This is a genomic window from Lelliottia sp. SL45 (assembly GCF_026672535.1).
Classification (GTDB): Bacteria; Pseudomonadota; Gammaproteobacteria; order Enterobacterales; family Enterobacteriaceae; genus Enterobacter; species Enterobacter nimipressuralis.
In genome coordinates this window covers 1953328-1971067 of the sequence record NZ_JAPPRH010000003.1, presented here as the reverse complement: position 1 = coordinate 1971067, position 17740 = coordinate 1953328, and the positions used below count along the sequence as shown (strand labels likewise).

General features: G+C 52.9%; 24 protein-coding genes and 1 pseudogene. 18 read left to right on the top strand and 7 right to left on the bottom strand.

What is annotated here, in order from left to right; genetic code table 11:
- Window positions 1-6 precede the first annotated feature (6 nt).
- The 11 genes from OVA10_RS15620 (at window position 7) to OVA10_RS15570 (ending at window position 8948) form a co-directional block, all read left to right on the top strand.
- A complete protein-coding gene (locus OVA10_RS15620; protein WP_268196288.1) occupies window positions 7-885 on the top strand; it encodes a baseplate assembly protein in 879 nt (292 codons plus the stop codon).
- Window positions 860-1399 carry a phage tail protein I gene (locus tag OVA10_RS15615; protein ID WP_268196287.1) on the top strand — a complete coding sequence of 180 codons (540 nt, stop codon included), beginning with the start codon at window positions 860-862 and terminating at the stop codon, window positions 1397-1399. Before OVA10_RS15620 ends, OVA10_RS15615 begins: the two co-directional genes overlap by 26 nt.
- Window positions 1392-3050, top strand: a complete 1659-nt coding sequence (locus OVA10_RS15610; RefSeq protein ID WP_268196286.1) for a phage tail-collar fiber domain-containing protein — start codon at window positions 1392-1394, stop codon at window positions 3048-3050. The genes OVA10_RS15615 and OVA10_RS15610 overlap by 8 nt, the downstream gene beginning before the upstream one ends.
- On the top strand, window positions 3050-3463 hold the full coding sequence (locus OVA10_RS15605; RefSeq protein WP_202712815.1) for a tail fiber assembly protein: 414 nt from the start codon (window positions 3050-3052) through the stop codon (window positions 3461-3463). The genes OVA10_RS15610 and OVA10_RS15605 overlap by 1 nt, the downstream gene beginning before the upstream one ends.
- 30 nt (window positions 3464-3493) lie before the next feature.
- Window positions 3494-4330 (top strand): peptidoglycan-binding protein, encoded by an 837-nt coding sequence (locus tag OVA10_RS15600; RefSeq protein WP_268196284.1) that lies wholly within the window; start codon window positions 3494-3496, stop codon window positions 4328-4330.
- Complete coding sequence (locus tag OVA10_RS15595) at window positions 4327-4503, top strand: hypothetical protein (RefSeq protein ID WP_268196282.1); 177 nt, start codon at window positions 4327-4329, stop codon at window positions 4501-4503. The genes OVA10_RS15600 and OVA10_RS15595 overlap by 4 nt, the downstream gene beginning before the upstream one ends.
- Window positions 4500-4673: a hypothetical protein gene (locus OVA10_RS15590; RefSeq protein ID WP_202712818.1), complete on the top strand. Its 174-nt coding sequence runs from the start codon at window positions 4500-4502 to the stop codon at window positions 4671-4673. Before OVA10_RS15595 ends, OVA10_RS15590 begins: the two co-directional genes overlap by 4 nt.
- A 47-nt stretch (window positions 4674-4720) precedes the next feature.
- The gene (locus OVA10_RS15585) at window positions 4721-6214 is read left to right on the top strand and encodes a phage tail sheath family protein (RefSeq protein ID WP_268196280.1); all 1494 of its coding nucleotides are present in this window, start codon (window positions 4721-4723) and stop codon (window positions 6212-6214) included.
- 12 nt (window positions 6215-6226) lie between these two features.
- On the top strand, window positions 6227-6736 hold the full coding sequence (locus OVA10_RS15580; RefSeq protein WP_268196279.1) for a phage major tail tube protein: 510 nt from the start codon (window positions 6227-6229) through the stop codon (window positions 6734-6736).
- A 63-nt stretch (window positions 6737-6799) separates the two neighbouring features.
- Complete coding sequence (locus OVA10_RS15575) at window positions 6800-7087, top strand: phage tail assembly protein (RefSeq protein WP_268196278.1); 288 nt, start codon at window positions 6800-6802, stop codon at window positions 7085-7087.
- Window positions 7088-7202: 115 nt separating this feature from the next.
- Entirely contained in the window at window positions 7203-8948 is a 1746-nt protein-coding gene (locus OVA10_RS15570; RefSeq protein WP_268196277.1) for a hypothetical protein, read from the top strand.
- 2 nt (window positions 8949-8950) lie between these two features.
- Here the strand turns inward: OVA10_RS15570 and OVA10_RS15565 are convergent, their stop codons facing one another.
- Entirely contained in the window at window positions 8951-9346 is a 396-nt protein-coding gene (locus OVA10_RS15565; RefSeq protein ID WP_268196276.1) for an OB-fold protein, read from the bottom strand.
- Window positions 9347-9372: 26 nt separating this feature from the next.
- Here OVA10_RS15565 and OVA10_RS15560 point away from each other — a divergent pair, with 26 nt between their 5' ends.
- From OVA10_RS15560 to OVA10_RS15550, 3 genes and pseudogenes are all read left to right on the top strand, one after another.
- Entirely contained in the window at window positions 9373-9579 is a 207-nt protein-coding gene (locus tag OVA10_RS15560; protein ID WP_268196275.1) for a tail protein X, read from the top strand.
- A 3-nt stretch (window positions 9580-9582) separates the two neighbouring features.
- Window positions 9583-10626, top strand: a complete 1044-nt coding sequence (locus OVA10_RS15555) for a phage late control D family protein (protein ID WP_268196274.1) — start codon at window positions 9583-9585, stop codon at window positions 10624-10626.
- A gap of 160 nt (window positions 10627-10786) precedes the next feature.
- Window positions 10787-10954: pseudogene (locus OVA10_RS15550) on the top strand (NADP-dependent isocitrate dehydrogenase); the annotation flags it as partial.
- A gap of 535 nt (window positions 10955-11489) precedes the next feature.
- Here the strand turns inward: OVA10_RS15550 and OVA10_RS15545 are convergent.
- The gene (locus OVA10_RS15545; protein WP_233446104.1) at window positions 11490-13058 is read right to left on the bottom strand and encodes a methyl-accepting chemotaxis protein; all 1569 of its coding nucleotides are present in this window, start codon (window positions 13056-13058) and stop codon (window positions 11490-11492) included.
- Between the two features lie 483 nt (window positions 13059-13541).
- Between OVA10_RS15545 and OVA10_RS15540 the strand changes: the two genes are divergently transcribed.
- Window positions 13542-13790 carry a GlsB/YeaQ/YmgE family stress response membrane protein gene (locus tag OVA10_RS15540; RefSeq protein ID WP_100780542.1) on the top strand — a complete coding sequence of 83 codons (249 nt, stop codon included), beginning with the start codon at window positions 13542-13544 and terminating at the stop codon, window positions 13788-13790.
- Between the two features lie 55 nt (window positions 13791-13845).
- Here OVA10_RS15540 and yoaJ read toward each other — a convergent pair whose 3' ends face one another.
- The 3 genes from yoaJ to OVA10_RS15530 are packed head-to-tail and all read right to left on the bottom strand — an operon-like array spanning window position 13846 to window position 15090.
- Window positions 13846-13920, bottom strand: a complete 75-nt coding sequence (gene yoaJ, locus OVA10_RS26170) for a protein YoaJ (protein ID WP_100780899.1) — start codon at window positions 13918-13920, stop codon at window positions 13846-13848.
- Complete coding sequence (locus tag OVA10_RS15535; protein WP_041689378.1) at window positions 13921-14019, bottom strand: YoaK family small membrane protein; 99 nt, start codon at window positions 14017-14019, stop codon at window positions 13921-13923.
- A gap of 42 nt (window positions 14020-14061) precedes the next feature.
- Window positions 14062-15090 (bottom strand): sensor domain-containing diguanylate cyclase, encoded by a 1029-nt coding sequence (locus tag OVA10_RS15530; protein ID WP_268196273.1) that lies wholly within the window; start codon window positions 15088-15090, stop codon window positions 14062-14064.
- Window positions 15091-15398: 308 nt separating this feature from the next.
- On the opposite strand from OVA10_RS15530, the gene OVA10_RS15525 reads away from it, so the two are divergent.
- Window positions 15399-15641: a putative hemolysin gene (locus tag OVA10_RS15525; RefSeq protein WP_100780541.1), complete on the top strand. Its 243-nt coding sequence runs from the start codon at window positions 15399-15401 to the stop codon at window positions 15639-15641.
- 82 nt (window positions 15642-15723) lie between these two features.
- Window positions 15724-16029: a hypothetical protein gene (locus OVA10_RS15520; RefSeq protein ID WP_100780540.1), complete on the top strand. Its 306-nt coding sequence runs from the start codon at window positions 15724-15726 to the stop codon at window positions 16027-16029.
- Here the strand turns inward: OVA10_RS15520 and OVA10_RS15515 are convergent.
- Both OVA10_RS15515 and OVA10_RS15510 read right to left on the bottom strand, forming a co-directional pair.
- The gene (locus tag OVA10_RS15515; protein WP_268196272.1) at window positions 16015-16368 is read right to left on the bottom strand and encodes a DUF488 domain-containing protein; all 354 of its coding nucleotides are present in this window, start codon (window positions 16366-16368) and stop codon (window positions 16015-16017) included. The two genes, OVA10_RS15520 and OVA10_RS15515, sit on opposite strands and share 15 nt — an antisense overlap.
- Window positions 16355-16858: a DUF523 domain-containing protein gene (locus OVA10_RS15510; protein WP_123429087.1), complete on the bottom strand. Its 504-nt coding sequence runs from the start codon at window positions 16856-16858 to the stop codon at window positions 16355-16357. The genes OVA10_RS15515 and OVA10_RS15510 overlap by 14 nt, the downstream gene beginning before the upstream one ends.
- A gap of 158 nt (window positions 16859-17016) precedes the next feature.
- Here OVA10_RS15510 and OVA10_RS15505 point away from each other — a divergent pair, with 158 nt between their 5' ends.
- Window positions 17017-17724, top strand: a complete 708-nt coding sequence (locus tag OVA10_RS15505) for a CTP synthase C-terminal region-related (seleno)protein (RefSeq protein WP_123429086.1) — start codon at window positions 17017-17019, stop codon at window positions 17722-17724.
- Window positions 17725-17740: the final 16 nt, after the last annotated feature.

Below are 17740 nucleotides of genomic sequence, written 5' to 3'. Positions count from 1 at the left end.
CTTGAGATGCCTAAATTCAGGGAGCAAAAGGCGAAGCGTCTCGCAGAACTTCAGTCCCTTGACCCCACTTTTAATGCGCTGGTGGAAAGTGACCCGGCGATGAAGCTGCTAGAGATTCTGGTATACAGGGAAATGGTCAACATCGCCCGGTTTAACAGCGGGATCCTCGCGGTACTGTTGGCCTATGCCAAAGGCAGCGACCTCGACCAGCTTGGGGCCAACTATGATGTTTTCCGCCTTGTCATCACGCCAGCGGACGATACGACGATCCCACCAACCGACGCGGTTATGGAAAGCGATGATGCGTTCCGTCGTCGTATTCGGTTGTCCTGGTATGCGCGCAACACCGCCGGGTCCATTCAGGCTTATGAGTATTTCACGCTGTCAGCCGATGGCAGCGTGCTGGATGCGAAAGCCTACGGCCCCCAGGAGTCGGAAGACATTGAGCCCGGCCACGTTCATGTTTATGTGCTCAGCACGGATGGCGACGGCACCCCTTCGGATGCGTTGCTGCAAATGGTAATGGACGCGCTCAGCGCAGAATACACACGCCCGCTCACGGATTATGTCAGCGTGCTGGCACCTGAAATCATCACCTATGAGGTGAGTGCCACGCTGCTGATCGGTGACGGCCCGGATGCTGATACGGTGGAGCAGGCAGCAGCCACCGCCATGCAGCGCTATGCGGACTCGGTGCACGTTATTGAGAGTGATGTTTCGCTGGCAGGCGTCTACCGGGCGCTCAAACAGCCCGGCGTGGATGATGTGCAACTGGATTCGCCGCTGGCAACTATCCCGATCGGCATCGGGCAGGTTTCCTTCTGTACCGCTATCAATCTGACGATTCAAAGGGGGAGCGATGTACCGGACACTCCTGCCTCTTAATGCCACCCAGGGCGAGCAGGCACTTGAGCAGGTGATGGGCCACATGAGTGACCTGCCCATCGATATCCGTATCGTCAAAAATCCCGATCTTTGCCCGCTTGAGTTGCTCCCCTGGCTTGCCTGGGAATACGCGATCACTTACTGGGATGAAAACTGGACGGAAGCGCAAAAGCGCAGCGTTATCAAAAGCGCCCCGAAGGTCAATAAAACTCGCGGTACTGTGGGTGCGGTAAAGCACGCACTGGAGGCGGTAGGCCGACCTATCGATGTGGTCGAGTGGTTCAACGATAACCCTGTTGCAGCGGCTTATACCTTCCGTGTCCTGGTTAATGGCTATTCCGTTACGCCCGAAGAGCTCCAGCTCATCGCGCGGCAAGTCGCTGATGCAAAGAACGCCCGCAGCTACATGAGCGATATCCAGATCGGACAGCAGTCGGTCGCGGGCAATATCTATTTTGGTGGCGCGAGTATCGTGCAGCAAACAATCACAATTAAGGCGAGACGTGATGAGTGATTACTACTTATTGATAACGGACGCAGGGAAGGCGCTGGAGGCGGCTGCACATGCCAGCGGTGTGCCGGTTAAATTGACTGATTTTGCAGTCGGTGATGGCGGTGGTTCAGCGGTAACGCCTGACACGGCACAGACTGCGCTGGTGAACGAGACGTTCCGCGATGCGCTCAGTTCGCTAACCGTCAGTCCCGCTGATGTTTCAGTGCTTGAGGCCGAGTGTATTATCCCGGCCAGCAGCGGCGGTTACACCATCCGGGAAATCGGTATTTTTGCCGATGATGGTTCTCTTTACGCCGTCGGTAATTTTGCAGAGCAGGAAAAGCCTGCACCAGAGAGCGGTTATGCGGCCTCACTTCAAATTTTCGCGGACCTGGCCGTTTCGGATACCATTGATATTACGCTGACTGTTCAGGATGGCACCTGGTTGACTGAAACGCAGGGCAACACCATTTATTTACGCCAGGATAAACAGTTCTCCGAAATTAAAGACCTCGGCTCAGTAGCGCAGCAGGCTGCGCGCGATAATTTGGGGCTTAAATCAGCCGCTACCCATGACATAACCAATTCAACGAGCGATCCGACGGCGGGGCATCTTTTAAAAGTGGGTGACGGCGGCTTGTTAGGGCAGACCCTTTCCGTAACCGATGCGAACCTCGCCACGATTAACGGTCTTATTTCAATGTTGTTTAAGCAGGGCGGCGGTAGCGGAACCTCCCATTTCGGAGGCTACGGAACTGGCATCCATCTGAATTACGGAAATAGCGGCGATAATGCTAAAACCCTCTCGGGTAATTTGTTTATTGATTATTCAGGTGACCTTACAGTTGAATGGCTCGAAATTACAAACACCGATGGTAGTATCGCCAGACAGGTTATAAGAAAAGTCATCACCACATCAGGTGGCACAATAACTGGTAATTCCAGCCCGTTGGTTATTAGAAATGCCACTCAGGATAATGCGCTTTACCTTTTAGCCCGTAATCAAGATAACACTAACAAATGGTACATTGGTAACGGGAATAACGGCTCCGATACTGCTTCATTTACTAATTATCTCGGTGGGAATAGCATTAATTTAAATGCTGATGGGACAATATTGGTAAGTGGTAAAACCAGAATTACATCAGGCATAGAGGTTGCGAGCTCAAGTTCCAACAGTTTCCGGTCGGTGTATGGAAATTATGGTGTTTTTTGGCGCAATGACGGCACGAATTTTTACTTAATGCTCACCGATTCAGGCGAACAATATGGAGATTACAACAGCCTCCGCCCCTTTGCCGTCAACTTGGCTACCGGGGCTGTAACTATCGGAAAACTAGGGCTAGTCGATTGGACCAACTTTGATGCCCGATATTACACGCACGCACAGTCTGATGTTCGCTACGCACGAAGCCCTAATGATGCAGGCTGGGGGGGCGTGGGTACTTATGCATTTTTAAGCTGCAATGCGGCAGAATCGAACGGAAGTACTGTGGCGGGGAGCTCTCTTTTTGCGTCTGGTGTAGGTGCCCAGAAAAGTTCTTCAGGCTGGGGCGATAAATCAATCATTCAGCAAGGCTCGACTATGGCAGGTACATGGAAATGTTGCGGTAATCAACCTGCACAGTCAGGAAGTGACGTTGGTGCCACTCTTTACTATAGGATTTCATAATGAGCTTTCAGCAAATTTACGCCCCCGTTTGGGCTGATGCAGGGCATATGGCGATTAACGTTACGATCGATTCAGATGAGTACGGGACAATCCCGTTTACCGCCACTCCAGACGATGTTGAAGAATACGGGCGAGCTATCTACGATGCGGCGCACTCTGGAGTATTTGGCAAAATTGCGGAGTATGTGCCACCACCGATCGATTACGTGGGCCAGGCGGATGCGGAAAAGGCGCAGCGCCTGAACGACGCTACGATTGCTATCGCTCCACTGCAAGACGCCGTAGATCTTGGCATTGCGACTGAAGATGAAATCGCTCAACTCAATGCCTGGAAAAATTACAGGGTTGAAGTAAACAGGGTTGATACCAGTGCTGCCCCAAATATCTCCTGGCCTATTCCACCTAACGTCTAAATCTTCACTTTTCTTAAGTTAGGAGTTCCCATGTTTAGAAATAATAAATCGCGTATGCGAGGATTTTCCCTGCGCGCGTTTCAGACCCGCATGAATGCGGTGTGGTTCAACGGTGGTATGAGTGATGTTCAGGCTGACTGCCTGTCCGGATTCACCGCTGCGTATCTCATTTACAACAATGTGCTGGGCCGCCACGTTCCGGTCAGCTGGCTGGCCTACATCCTCGCTACCACCTATCACGAAACGGCAGCGACTATGGAGCCGATCGAGGAATACGGGAAAGGGGTGGGCCGTCCGTATGGGGAACCGGACCCCGAAACCGGGCAAATCTACGACGGGCGCGGTTATGTCCAGCTCACCTGGAAGGACAACTACCAGAAAGCGCAGGACGAAGTGGTGGACTTCCGAACGATGAAGCATGACGTGCCGCTGGTGGCTCAGCCTGATTTAGCCATGACACCGTGGGTGGCAGCACAGGTGGCGATTGTTGGCATGGCGGAAGGTTGGTTCACGGGCAAAAAGCTCAGTGACTACCTGACCGACACCATGACCGACTATGTCAACGCGCGCCGCATCATCAACGGTACCGACAAAGCGCAGACCATCGCGGCCTATGCCATTGAGGTGGAGGATGCGCTGCACCTGGCACATGGTGACGGCATTGCCCGCAGCGTAGTGAGAGACGGCAGCAGCGGCGACGATGTGCGCGAGCTCCAGCTGATGCTGGCGCTGAGCCCTGACGGTATCTCCGGCCCTGATACTGTGAATGCGGTCATGTTGTTCCAGGCGGCAAATCTGCTGCAGGTTGATGGCGTTTGCGGAAAGGATACGTGGGCGGCGCTGGATCGGGAGATTTACGGCCTATGAAGCTCCTGATTGTGGTGTCCATGGCGCTGGCGCTCAGCGCGTGCCAGGCAACGATGGTCAGCTATCGTGTCGACGGTCGCGAAACGGTCTGCGCGCCGGTGGTGAGTGTGGAAAGTCTCGGAAACAGTGTAACCGTCACCGATGGTGGTGACTGCAAAGCGAGTAAAAAATGAAGAAAGCAGTATTAACCGGCCTGGTGCTGACGATGTGCGGCGTGATGGCGGCATGTTCCAACATCATCACGTACGTCCGGCACGACGAAAGCAAGGGCAACGTCCAGTGCAGCAATGACAAAGCCCTGAAGCGCGACAGCACCTGTACGGCAACCACCGGCAAACAGTAATCCACCCAGACCCGCTTCGGCGGGTTTTCTTTTATCCGGAGACTATTATGGATTTACACGGCGTTCGAACGAAAGAGACGGACAACGCAACCAAGCAGATCGCTACCGTCAATATGTCGGTGATCGGCATTGTAGGGACGGCACCCTTGGCGGAGCGTGGTGTTGTTGCATCACTCACGACGGGCAGCTCACTCCTGAATAACCAGATCACTTTCAGCGCCACCCAGGTCGGCGCCGACGGCAATCAGCTGAAGGTGATGGCAATGTCCGGCGAGGCGGATTCCTCCGGTGGTGCGGAAACGGTGGCCTTCTTTGAAGATGACCTGTTAACGATCATCCTGGGTACAGATGAATCCGGGGCAATCAGCGCGACGGCGGAAGATGTGGTTGATGCTGTTGGTGCGCTGGATCCTGAGTTGTCAGAGCTCAGCATCACCGCAGCGTTGCCGGACGGCACAACCGGCCAGGGCGTGATGCTTCCGTTTGGAAAAACCTCGCTTACCGGCGGACAGAATGAGCCATTCCCGCTGTATACCCCGTCATTGATTTCAGGCAGCCGCAGCGCGGCAAAAAAACTGGGCTATGCAGGCACGCTGTATGCCGATATGTATGACATTCTCAATCAGATCGGTGCGCTGGTGGTAGTGGTTCGCGTTCCTGATATTCCGTCAGAAGACCTGCAGCGCGCGGCGATTATTCAGGGGATTGAAAAGCTGAAGCTCGGGCAATCCACGCTCAACTATAACCCGCGCATCCTCATTGCCCCGGAGTGGAGCACCGACGATGGCGTGGGTAAAGCGCTGGAAAGCACCGCGAACCTTTGCCGCGCGGTGACGTATCTGGACTCGCCGTCGATGGCGACCCCGGAAGACGTTGCCCGGCGCGGGCAGATGTACGGCGCTCGTGTCGAAATTCTGCGTCCGCGCATTATGGTGACCAGCGATGTGACCGGAAAAACGACCAGCCGCCCGTATTCCGCAGCCGCCGCCGGGCACCGTGTACGTATTGACCACGATTACGGCTACTGGTGGTCGAAATCCAATCAGGAGGTGTACGGCTTCTCCGGGCTGGAGCAGACCGACAGCTTCCTCATCGGGGATGAAACCTGCGTTGCCAACCAGCTCAACCAGGCGAACGTCAGCACCATCGTCATGATCGACTCATACAAGCACTGGGGTAACCGCCTGTGTACTGATGATCCGCAGTACCGCTTTGAGTCGGTGCGCCGCACGATGGACGCCATCGAGGATTCCATCCAGTTGATGGTGACCAAAAGCTACGTTGACCGCCCGATTGATAAAGCCTTTGCCACGTCTATTGTCGGTTCGATTAACAGCTATCTGCGCCAGCAGACCAAAGCGGGCGTGCTGAATGGCGGGCGCTGCTGGCTGGATCCTGACCTCAACACCGCCGAATCGCTGGCGGCGGGCAAGGTGTATATCAACGTGGCGATCGGGCCGAAATCTCCGGCAGAAGAAATCACCGCGACGTACTCCATCGACAACACCTACACCGTCCAGGAATTCAATCTGGCGGCCTGATAAGGAATCATCATGAACACAGGTTTTATTTATTCCAAGTCCGGCCTCTGGATCGGCAACAACATCCGTGTGGCTGGAGTGCTGTCGCTTACGCCGCCTGCCATCACTGCGACGATCGGCAACTACAAAACCACCTGGATGGACATGGCCACGCCAGTTGATACCGGCATGGAGCCGATGCAGACCGAATTTAAGGTGGGTGCGGATACGGACGTGCTGGCGATGTTTGGCTTTATTCCCGGCAATTCCACGCTGGTGCAGGTTCGCCGCACCTACCGCGACACAGACGGCGCGCTGCATACCTTTGTGGACGAAATGGAAGGCATCATCGGCACCATTACGCCGGATGAAGCAGGCACGGACAGCAAAGAAGGCGTCGGGAACGCCGTCACCATGAACCTCAGCTATTACAAACTGACGGTCGACGGCAAAGAAATCTACGAGATTGACCCGGCGAATATGATCCGCAGTGTGAACGGTGTGAACGTCCTGCAGGACGAGAAAGACGCGCTGCTGATGTAACTCAATCCCAAACCATTTATCTGGCGCCCACGTGGCGCCATTTTCTTTTCTACTGGAGCATTTATGACTTATCCGACAAATACCACCCTGATCACGCTGTCCCGCCCATTCAAACTGGATGGCCAAGAGGTCGAAACCATTCAGATGCGCGAACCGACCGTGTTCGACAAGCTGGCCTTTGAGAAGAACAAGGGCGCAGCCCTGGAAAAGGAGGTCACGATGATTGCTGGTCTGTGCGGTCTTAATCCCGGCGATCTGTACCAGCTTCCGGCGTATGACTATGAGCAGCTCACCACGGCGTTTAACGATTTTTTGTTGCCACCGGCGGAGCGCTCGAACCTCAGTTCCTGAACAACCAGCCGGGGATCACATACTGGTGTCGCATCTCCTTCACTGAGCAGCTCGGGCTGCCAGTGAGCATCTGGCGGCGCTATCTGAAACAGGCCATTAAGCAGAGCAAAGCCTAATGTCGAAATCCCAGAAGTTTAACGCCTCGATTAATTTCGGGGCGTCGCTCGACCCGTCTATGGCTCGCACGCTGAAGCAGCTGACGCGTGGCATTGACGATATCAGCGATGAGTCAGAAAAGGCTGCAAAAACGCAGACCGCCTGGATGCGGCAGATGAAAGCCGGTTCAGCCAGCACCACATCGCAGATCAAGAACATGGAGCGTGCCACCGAGACGCTCGTCAAAAAGCAGGCTGCACTGGAGAAGCAGATCCGCGATGGCGTGCGGGCAGGGAAGGATGTTTCTGAGCTGGCGAGCGAGTATCAGCGTGTGGCCGCCGGAATCGGGCGCGCGGAACACGCTCTTTCTCGCCTGAATGCGCAGCATGAACGCGAAACCAAACTGGCTGATAAACAGCAGCGCAAGCAGGCCAGGAACGAGCGGTATAAAAATGCCTTCCTCTCACCCGCGCAAACAGCCTGGGGCAAAGCCAAAGCGGCACCGGGTAACATGCTGGAGTCTGGTCTGTCGATGGCTGGTGGGTTGCCATTCGCTGCGGCGAAAGCGGTTATCGGGGCTCCTGTAGCAATTGCCAAAACAGGGATTGCTGCTGGCGCTGGTTTGGTTGGTACCGTTATCGCGATGAACAGGAAGACCGCCGAAGAATATCGGCTGGCAAAGCAGTACGGCATGTCTTACCGGAACTATAAAACCGGCAGCATCCTCGCGGAGCAGGCGGGCCTGAACGGTGAGAACTACGGCGATCTGTCTGAAGAGCTGAGTAACAAACTGGGCGAGCAGGGCAACGAGAAAACGCTGAACCCAATGCTGGCGCAAATCGGCATGAACAAAACGCAGCTGAAAGGGACCAAACAGCAGCAGTTTGATCAGGTCATGCAGGCGATCAGTGTCGCAATCAAGAACAAATCCATGTCCGCGCAGCAGGGCGAATCGCTTGCCGATCAGTTGATGGGCGGTGAGGCCAACAAACTGATGACCTACATCGCGAACACTGGCAAATCCTACAGGGAGGTGATGGATAACGCTGCTCAGCTCAACAATATTTCTGAGGATGAAGCGCGGGCGGCGGTCGAATCGAGTCAGACAATCAGCAACATCTGGACGTCGGCGGAAACCGCCTTGCAGGGAATTGCCGGTGAGCTCGGTAAAGCCTTTGAACCTCAGCTGAAAGCATGGGAACAGCAGGCGACGGAGTGGATCCACAATAACAAACAGCTAATCACCAACGAAATAACCGATTGGGTGAATGGCGGTGGCCCGAAACGTGTTGTCGATGGCCTGGTCAAATTTGGGGATGCTGTTTCTACCGTTGCTGGTTGGATTAGTGCGATCTTGCCTGACAACGATGAAAGAGCTCCAGCGCAGATGGATACGATTCAGGAGGCAAGACAGAGGGCACTGGAAAACGAAGCTGAAAGCCGGGGCATATCGACAGCTGGTCTCAGTTATCAGGAGGCGCTTTCTATCGGGCAGAGAGCGGAACAAGACTGGAAAGATGCACATAGCCAGGCTAGGGTGCCGGATAGCGCGACTTTCGACGATAGTACATTCGGTGTGAAGGTGCCTTCGCTGAAGGCTCTGGCGCCGCAGCAGACGAACCATGTAGCTATTGAAGTAAGCACGCTTCCTGGTCAGGATCCCAAAGAGTTTGGTCAGGGGATTTACGATGCCTTCAATAGCGGCATCCCGAAAGCGTCAGGTGCGAGTGGCGGAGGGGAGACTTTCGATCTCCCATCGCTTTAATTTTACTCCTTGGTATTCTGCGGCTTTTCAAATCCAGATATTTTGCAATCGCGCAGAATAACATCCCCTAATGTATACCCATATACAATACAGGTAGCGTGTACAAAGTCGTACTTTGAAATCTGTAATAAATATGGGTCGTCTTTAGATACAACCATATTGACAGAATTAAAATCATCTCTGCCATACAAACTAACAATAGGGGTCTTTCGAATGTCAGTACCTATAGAATATATGCTTCCAGAAATATCTATACGGTTGTTCTCATATTTATCGGCGGCTGCGATTGCGTTACGGTCATAATCTCTGCTTATTTGTAGCGAAGATATCTCTTCTGCTTTTGCAAAGTTCATGAACAGGATTAGCAATGACGTGGAAAATACAGATATTTTAAACATGTCACAAATACCTTTTTGGAGTAAATATGCAATATACAACCAAAAATGGCGAGCGTTTAGACATTATATGCGCCCGGCACTACGCTGCCGTTAACAACACCTTCGAAACCGTGCTTTACGATGTCAACAACTACGATTTGACCTCAGTAGAGGTATTTGATGCGGGCGTCACATTCTCGCTTCCAGTAGTGAAGCCATCAGAGAAAAAAATTGAAAACTCATTGTGGGATTAATATATGACGTACATAGACACTGGCAGCATGCCTTGGCAGCCAAACATCTCGATCATCGTTGAGGGTGATGATATTACGGATTCTGTTCGGGAAAACCTCATCAATCTGACGTTGAAAGACTATGGTGCTGGCTCAAAGCAAAGCGATCAGATCACTTTCTCCGTTGTTTCACCTGACATGAAGTTACCCGCCAAGGGGGTGAAAATTTCAGTCGCGTTAGGCTTCGGGAATACTCTGGTCAATAAAGGGACTTTTGTTGTGGACTCCCGTTCTTCTGGTGGTTCTTCATCGCAGCCCCGCATCATTGAGATTACAGCCAAAGCTTTTTCAAAGACAAACGAGCGTGGCCACGGCACATTGCAGTCACAAAAAACGCGCTCGTTCAATAGTGGCATTACTCTTGGTGATCTGGTGACTACGATCGCCTCTGAATATGGTCTGACTGCGAGGGTCGATTCTACACTGGTCAATCAACAAATCTCGCACATTGACCAGGTTGGCGAAAGCGACATGAACTTGCTGACCCGCATTGCGGCACGGTATGGCGCGGTGAGTAAAGTCACGCATGACTACTGGGTGTTCACACCTCGCGGGTCCGATACTACTGTTAGTGGGAAGCCGCTGCCAATTACAACGATCAGGCCAGATATGTGCAGCGACTGGCGTTATCACGACAACAGTGATCATCCCGATAGCAGCAAATCAGGAAAGGGGACTGTAGTTGTGAGTTACCGTGATATGGCCGACAGCGGCAGAATAAAAACGCTGGCGGTTGGCAGTGGTGAGCCGGTTACTCATTACCCGATCCCACAGAAGGACATCGAGGGAGCCAGAATCATTGCTGGTGGCTGTAGCGCCCAAAGCAAGAAAAAGCTGGCAGGAATGACCCTGGTGCTTCCAGCCACACCAGAAATGATGCCGATGACCGCAGAAGGCAAGATAACCACCAGCGGTTTCGGTAGCGTAGAGGACCGAGAGTGGAAAATAGCATCGCTTGATTTTCGGCTTTCTGAACAGGGTTTCACCCTGAGCATTGAGCTTGAATGATGGATACGGCTCGCGTCCTGAATAGAGAAAAAGTGGTTATCAAAACTCAAAATCGATCTAGTAAATTCAGGGGCTGATAGGAGTGGCAAAAATGCGTCTAAAATCTCAATATTTTTTTATATCTCCTTATCTATCAAATAATAAAGTAACCTTCCAATAAATACTGCTGCGTCATATGGAATGGTTCGAAGCCGCAGACCTGATCGTTAAAGGTATGGAAGGCGCGATCAACGCGAAAACCGTCACCTATGACTTCGAACGTCTGATGGAAGGCGCTAAGCTGTTGAAATGCTCAGAGTTTGGCGACGCGATTATCGCGAACATGTAATCCAGATTCTGGGTTAAAAGAAAGCGGGAGCCGATGGGCTCCCGTTTTTTTATTCACCGTAAAATCTGCCCCAAAACGATCGCCATATTCCTCTCTTTTCTCCCCGTTTTTAGGCGATATCTCTGTTAATGACTTGCATCCACCCCTCTGTAAAAACGTGTTGCATTTTACTGATCAAAAACCCTGGTGAATCACTCCCGGCTAGCTACGCTTAAACAGGTAACCGATATCGGGAGGGGTTATGCTGACTCATTCTGAAGCCAAACGGTGGGCATCGATAATGCTGAAATCGGCATTATGCGATGGTATGAATACTGACGAGATTTCCCGACAGGTACACCTGGTCTGCGATCATCACGGGCGAGAGTGTCTTGAGGAGTTAATTGAGGAAATCTTAATTGAAGCAGGACGAATAGGGCCTAAGCACAGCAATGGCGAAATTCACCATCACTGAGCTTCAATATTCTGCTCATCGTATCATCCATCATGATGTCTCTTGCTGGATCCGGGAGCTTCCGCTCCCGGACAGCCCGTCTTAGTAAACCTCTTTCACTTTGAAAAGCGACACAGAGTGTGACAGCAAGTTTGCCTGCTCGTTGACCCCCGACGCGGTGGTGGCCACTTCTTCCACTAACGCGGCGTTTTGTTGCGTGACGTGATCCATCTGGGTGATTGCGATACGAATTTGCTCCACCCCACGGCTTTGCTCTTCCGACGCCAGCGCGATGTTTTCCATCATCACATTGACCTTACTGACGGCTCCGCTGATATCCAGCATGGTCTGGCTGGTTTTATTGGCCAGTTCAGCCCCTTCTTCAATATACAGGCGCGATTCGTTGATGAGCGTGGTGATCTCTTTTGCAGAGTCCGTACAGCGACGGGCGAGGTTTCTGACTTCGCCTGCGACCACGGCAAAACCGCGCCCGGACTGGCCTGCACGCGCCGCTTCTACCGCGGCGTTCAGGGCCAGAATGTTGGTCTGGAAGGCAATGCTGTCGATAACGCTGATGATCTCAACCATCTTTTGAGCGCTCTGACTGATGGCGTCCATCTTTTTCATCATGCCGCGCATCTGCTCTTCGCCTTCGTTGGCAATTCCGGCGGCGTTTTGCACCATCTGTGCCGCCTCAAGGGCATTATCGGTATTCATTTTCACCGTGGAGGTGATCTGTTCCATGCTCGCCGCGGTTTCCACAACGGCTGCGGCCTGCTCTTCGGTACGACGAGAAAGATCGTTGTTGCCGGATGAAATCTCCTGCGTGCCAATATTGATGGACTCAACGCCCTGACGGATAGAGACCACCGTCGAGTTCAGTTCAGCCTGCATGGTTTGTAAGGAGGCAAACAGCAAGCCAATTTCATTATTGTTAGCGACGTGAATATCTCCGGTCAGATCGCCTTTACCGATAAATTCAAAATGCTCAGCCACTTCCTGCAGCGGCAGGATTAACATTTTCCGCATCCAGGCGTTGATAACAAAGAACAACACGGCGGCAAGAATCAGCAAGGCGATCATCACGTAAAGGGCAAATTGATAAGAACTGTTGCTGTAACTAATGACGCCATCCAGATTACGCTGCGTGGTATCAATATAAGAGTGATATTCATCATCCCAGGCCTGACGCACCTGCAGGGTGGTGTCGAGATATTTGGCGAGCGCCAGTTTCAGTTCCTGCGGATCATTAATATTAATCAGCAGGCCGGAGTTGTGAGCAATGACGGCTATTTGCTGGTCGTAACGGTCTTTCATTCTTGCACCCACTTCCGGATGAATGGTGGAAAGCCCCGGGATTTGCACAAACAGCTGGAATTGCTCAGCGGCGGTCTGCATCTCTTTGCGGATACTGGCCTGAATAGCAGGCTCATCAATATCATCGCCGTGGGTTTTCGCTTGCGAGGCTGAATCAATAATCACCCGCGCGCGCAATATGGCATTACGCACGTTGTTGAGCGCTTTTTGTTCTCCGGCGTTATAACTTAATGTCTGAATATCATTATTGCTGCGGTGGAGGAAATAGAGTCCCAGCCCGCTGGAAAGAATGAGCATAAGCGTAAAAGTCGTCAGAACGATCAACAGCCCGACTCTGATTTTAATATTTTTCACAGTAAACCCCTTTATAACCTGTAACGAAATACCATCAATGTTGGAAGGGTTATCGGCAGGGGTAAAAGGGGCTTGATTGAGAGAAACATCAAAATCAGTCCAAAACCAAAATATGATGTTTACTGTTTTTTCTGAGGGGAAACGCGATATTTAAACTTGATGATCCGGATGCGTATCCCAGGTGAGGGGCAACGGCGCAAAAAAAAGCCCACTAAAAAGTGGGCAAGAAATACTGGAAGCAATGTGAGCAATGTCGTACTGAATACCCGAGTGATTTGCTCAACTATTCAGTGTTGAGAAAGATAATCTTTCTCAACTGAAGTTGCAACCCCATCTTTTGTGTGGTGCGTGATTTTTTTAAGTGCTGATAAAATGTGCAAACAGGCAGCGTGATCCCTATCACAAATATCATTTTGGTGATCCTGTGCTATCCTTTTCTGTGTCGTTGATTTAATGACAAAAAACCATACAGAGAGGAAAGCTATGGGAATTTTATCCTGGATTATCTTTGGGCTTATTGCGGGGATTCTGGCGAAGTGGATCATGCCGGGCAAAGATGGCGGTGGGTTCTTCGTGACAGTAATACTGGGGGTCGTGGGCGCCGTGGTCGGCGGCTGGATCAGCACCCTGTTCGGTTTTGGTAAAGTCGATGGCTTCAATATCGGCAGCTTTGCTGTTGCGGTAGTGGGTGCGCTGGTGGTTCTGTTTATCTACAGAAAAATCAAAAGCTAACAGCGTTCACCATCAAAAAAGGCTGCCAAAGGGCAGCCTTTTTAGTTTTCCGGGTTCACCACCAGCCGAACTGGGTACCCGCTACCGCCACGACCGCGACGATCAACATAATGATGGTTGTCTTACGCATTTATGCCCCCGGCGCGGCGTAACCGCCGACAAAAAACCACGTTAAAAATACCACTGCCGTTATAAAAATAACGACCGGGAAAACAATTCCGATCCTCATCACATCACCTCTAAGGTTTCCTTGCCCGCAAAGTGTACGGGGTTACTCATCCGGGAGAAAGCGTGTTTTGCTTTTGCCTTTTTTATCCAGGTACATGGCCGTATCCGCCGCGCGCAACGCGCTGTCTGCATCGGTACTGGCAGGATCCACCGCCACCACGCCCAGGCTCGCGCCAGGGTAGACCAGGTGTACGTTTCCAAGCCAGTACTCTCCTGCAATCGACGCGCCAAGCTGCGTGCGCAGAATATTGATTTGCGCGTTATCGACCGCTTTTTCACCCTTACTCAGGCAGGCCACTAAAAACTCATCGCCGCCGAGCCGCCCGACGATGTCGTCTTCGGTTTGGCCGTCGATCAATCGCTTACCGACCTCAACCAAAAACTGATCGCCCGTCTCATGGCCGTAGCGATCGTTGATGAGCTTAAAATCATCAAGATCGATGTAGGCGATGATGGCATTGCGCTTGAGGTGGCGCGCCAGCGAGAACAGGGTATTGAGATTATCAAAAATCGCCCGGCGGTTGGGTAAACCGGTTAACGCATCCGTATAGGAATGCGCGATCAGCGCCGCGTTCGCCTCGCGCAGCTGAATAACCAGCGACTCTTTTTGAATGTACTGCGCAATCAGCCCGGCAAAAAGCTGCAGAACCTGCTCGGCCCGGTCGCTTAAGGTCTGTTTTTGCGTGCTGGTCGCACAGAGGGTGCCGTACAGCGAACCATCTGCAAGATGAATAGGAATACTCACGTAGGTTGTGATGCCCAGCGCTTTGGCGGCGTCGCAGTCGGCCCAGCGTTCCGCGACCTCATTACTGAAAAAAGAGTTGCTATCGATGGCGCGCTTACACAGCGTATCGCCCCACGGCACGCTCAGCCCTTCTGGGATCTGCATCTGCTTACTGTTGCGGGCGTAAAGAATATGCTGCAAACGCGCATTGATATCGACTTTCGTCAGATAGGTCGATTCCATCTCGGTGACAATCTCCAGCATTTCCAGGAGCTGTCGAACCAGGCTTTCAAGGGATTGTTCTGTTGCAAGGGTTTCTGAAACACGGGCAAGAATAATATCCGACATGACGTGGGTAAACTCCCATGCAGAAGACGCCAGTATCTGCATGTTGTGCTGAATTTTTCGGCTGGGGCATAGTAAAACACGAATACAGGAAATTTTATATATTGTCGCGGTACGCGTGGCAGGGCAGGCGAAAAAAAGCCCCGCACAGGCGTGCGGGGCAAAGACATCTTGATTACGGAATGATGTTCTCTGGTCATTGAGAACGCAGCCACTATAGGGTGAAAAAGTGCAGGTTTAATGGAGAAATCATGGAGAAAACGGCGAAGTCCCGGTACGCTTTAGACTTTGCAAACAGAAAGGACAACCCCATGCGATACCTGCTGCTGGCGATGGCTCTGCCATTGGCCGCCTGTTCGACCCCACCTGACGCGCCGAAACCTCCGCAAATCGGTATGGCTAATCCTGCTGCCGTGTACTGTGTGAAGAAGGGCGGAGAGCGCGTTCCGGTACAAAGTCCGCAGGGCGTGCGCACCGAGTGCAAACTGCCGGGCGGCGAAGTGATTGATGAGTGGGAGTTGTTCCGCCGCGATCACCCTACGCCTGCTGCGTGACAGGGCAGGAGCGACTGCGATACACTTCTCTTTAAGAATTATCTCAGTCCGTGTGGCTGATAACAGAGACCGCGAGAGAAGTATGTTTCAGTTAAAACCGGGCAGCCTGTGCATGGTCATCGGCGCCCGCACTGCCGCCGGGCGGCGCAATATCGGCAAATCCGTGGAGCTTTTTGCGCTCTGCAAGCCAGGCCTGCGTTTCCTGAACCCCGTTAACGGCGTGATGACCGAGCTGCCTGCCAGCGCCGATCGCGCCCTGTGGCTGGTCACCGGCGATGTTTACGCCGTTGATAATCAGCATGGTTTTGCCTTTGTGCGCCCGGAACATCTGCTGCCGCTGACGCCTGATGATGCGTCACACATCCTCGACGAACTAACCTTCAGCTAACTGGCGCAGCCAGTCGGCCAGAACCAGAGCGTGGTTCTGCCGCGTGTTCTTCGCGCCGTAGAGCAGCGTCAGGGTCTGGTTTTTCGCCAGGGCAGCCACACGTTGCCCTTCGTCCTGATGCTGCGCCAGCTCCTGCAGATAGGCCTCGCGAAAAGCGGGGAAATCAATGGTTTCGCTGTGAAAGGCTTTGCGTAACTCGCCGGAGGGCGTCAGGGCTTTGCACCACTCATCAAAAGCCAGCGCCTCTTTCTTGACGCCGCGCGGCCAGAGCCGGTCGACCAGAATGCGATAGCCGTCGTTTTCGGCTGGTGCGTCATACACCCGTTTACACTGAATCATTGTCTCTCTCCTCAACCCAGGCGATCAGCTCAGCAAGCTGGTTATCGGAAAATACCTGAATACCGTGTTCACGTAACAGTGCGGCGGCGACGCCCATCCCTGCGCGTTTTTGCCCGCGAAAGCTGCCGTCGTAAATCAGCTCGCTGCCGCAGGTAGGGCTGCCGTCGGTCAGCAGGGCGGCGCGGCAGTTCCCCTCCTGGGCTGCACGTAGCGCAAGCCAGGCGGCAAGCTGATAATGCGCAGTCACATCGCGACCGTCACTTTCCAGAATGCGCGCGCGGCCCGCCATCACCTCATTTCCGCCGCCTGAGACAATCTCTGCGGGTAAACGTGGGATCGACAGACCTGCTGCCAGCTCCGGGCAGTGCGTCACCAGTCGTTGTTCTTGCTGCCAGCGCCTGAGGGTGTCAGAAATAGCCGCTTTCTCGCTGCCGTTATAGCGAACCTTGTGGCCCATCAGACACGCGCTGACCAGAATTTTGGTTTTCATGAGGTTTCAGACTACCCGAAATAAGGGGGGATAATACGCTATCACTATACCACCTGAATTTTTGCCCCTCCAATTTAAGGTATTGTGAACCCTGCAAAAGATCGGTAGGCTGAGGTTCCTTATGTTATCTGATAATTCTTTGGCATATGGAACCTCTCATGGAACTCTCCCCGGTAAAAGACACACTTCGCATTGCACTTGTTGGTGACTACAACCCTGATGTCATTGCTCACCAGGCCATTCCGTTATCCATCGATGATGCGGCGGCCGTGCTGGATTTAACGGCGGATTACGACTGGATCGCCACCACCGAGCTGACCAGCCCGGAAGATTTAGTGGGCTACGATGCGATCTGGCTGGTGCCGGCAAGTCCGTATAAAAATGTCGACGGGGCGTTTATTGCTGCGCGTTTTGCGCGTGAAAACAGTATTCCGTTTCTAGGAACCTGCGGCGGGTTCCAGCATGCGCTTATTGAATATGCGCGAAACGTGCTGGGCTGGAGCGATGCGGCGCATGCGGAAACCGATACCGACGGCAGAATGGTGATTGCCCCTCTGACCTGCTCGCTGGTGGAGAAAACCGATACCATCGAACTTCGTGCTAACACGATTATCGCTAAAGCCTATGGCCGGGAAGAGATCGAAGAAGGGTATCACTGCAACTACGGCGTTTCTCCGGCGTTCGCGAAAGAGCTGGAAAGCGGCGATATGCGCGTAACGGGCTGGGATGAACAAGGCGAGATCCGCGCGGTAGAACTGGTAACGCATCCGTTCTTCGTCGCCACGCTGTTCCAGCACGAGCGCGGTGCGCTGGCGGGGCGTCCTGTACCGCTGGTACAGGCCATGCTGCACGCCGCTCGCAGCTAAACGGGCAGGCCATTCG

Excerpts from the sequence above, each read along its gene's own strand:
- OVA10_RS15620 (WP_268196288.1), top strand. The coding sequence starts at position 7 with ATGCCTAAATTCAGGGAGCAAAAGGCGAAGCGTCTCGCAGAACTTCAG.
- OVA10_RS15615 (WP_268196287.1), top strand. The coding sequence starts at position 860 with ATGTACCGGACACTCCTGCCTCTTAATGCCACCCAGGGCGAGCAGGCA.
- OVA10_RS15610 (WP_268196286.1), top strand. The coding sequence starts at position 1,392 with ATGAGTGATTACTACTTATTGATAACGGACGCAGGGAAGGCGCTGGAG.
- OVA10_RS15605 (WP_202712815.1), top strand. The coding sequence starts at position 3,050 with ATGAGCTTTCAGCAAATTTACGCCCCCGTTTGGGCTGATGCAGGGCAT.
- OVA10_RS15600 (WP_268196284.1), top strand. The coding sequence starts at position 3,494 with ATGTTTAGAAATAATAAATCGCGTATGCGAGGATTTTCCCTGCGCGCG.
- OVA10_RS15595 (WP_268196282.1), top strand. The coding sequence starts at position 4,327 with ATGAAGCTCCTGATTGTGGTGTCCATGGCGCTGGCGCTCAGCGCGTGC.
- OVA10_RS15590 (WP_202712818.1), top strand. The coding sequence starts at position 4,500 with ATGAAGAAAGCAGTATTAACCGGCCTGGTGCTGACGATGTGCGGCGTG.
- OVA10_RS15585 (WP_268196280.1), top strand. The coding sequence starts at position 4,721 with ATGGATTTACACGGCGTTCGAACGAAAGAGACGGACAACGCAACCAAG.
- OVA10_RS15580 (WP_268196279.1), top strand. The coding sequence starts at position 6,227 with ATGAACACAGGTTTTATTTATTCCAAGTCCGGCCTCTGGATCGGCAAC.
- OVA10_RS15575 (WP_268196278.1), top strand. The coding sequence starts at position 6,800 with ATGACTTATCCGACAAATACCACCCTGATCACGCTGTCCCGCCCATTC.
- OVA10_RS15570 (WP_268196277.1), top strand. The coding sequence starts at position 7,203 with ATGTCGAAATCCCAGAAGTTTAACGCCTCGATTAATTTCGGGGCGTCG.
- OVA10_RS15565 (WP_268196276.1), bottom strand. The coding sequence starts at position 9,346 with ATGTTTAAAATATCTGTATTTTCCACGTCATTGCTAATCCTGTTCATG.
- OVA10_RS15560 (WP_268196275.1), top strand. The coding sequence starts at position 9,373 with ATGCAATATACAACCAAAAATGGCGAGCGTTTAGACATTATATGCGCC.
- OVA10_RS15555 (WP_268196274.1), top strand. The coding sequence starts at position 9,583 with ATGACGTACATAGACACTGGCAGCATGCCTTGGCAGCCAAACATCTCG.
- OVA10_RS15540 (WP_100780542.1), top strand. The coding sequence starts at position 13,542 with ATGGGAATTTTATCCTGGATTATCTTTGGGCTTATTGCGGGGATTCTG.
- OVA10_RS15535 (WP_041689378.1), bottom strand. The coding sequence starts at position 14,019 with ATGAGGATCGGAATTGTTTTCCCGGTCGTTATTTTTATAACGGCAGTG.
- OVA10_RS15530 (WP_268196273.1), bottom strand. The coding sequence starts at position 15,090 with ATGTCGGATATTATTCTTGCCCGTGTTTCAGAAACCCTTGCAACAGAA.
- OVA10_RS15525 (WP_100780541.1), top strand. The coding sequence starts at position 15,399 with ATGCGATACCTGCTGCTGGCGATGGCTCTGCCATTGGCCGCCTGTTCG.
- OVA10_RS15520 (WP_100780540.1), top strand. The coding sequence starts at position 15,724 with ATGTTTCAGTTAAAACCGGGCAGCCTGTGCATGGTCATCGGCGCCCGC.
- OVA10_RS15515 (WP_268196272.1), bottom strand. The coding sequence starts at position 16,368 with ATGATTCAGTGTAAACGGGTGTATGACGCACCAGCCGAAAACGACGGC.
- OVA10_RS15510 (WP_123429087.1), bottom strand. The coding sequence starts at position 16,858 with ATGAAAACCAAAATTCTGGTCAGCGCGTGTCTGATGGGCCACAAGGTT.
- OVA10_RS15505 (WP_123429086.1), top strand. The coding sequence starts at position 17,017 with ATGGAACTCTCCCCGGTAAAAGACACACTTCGCATTGCACTTGTTGGT.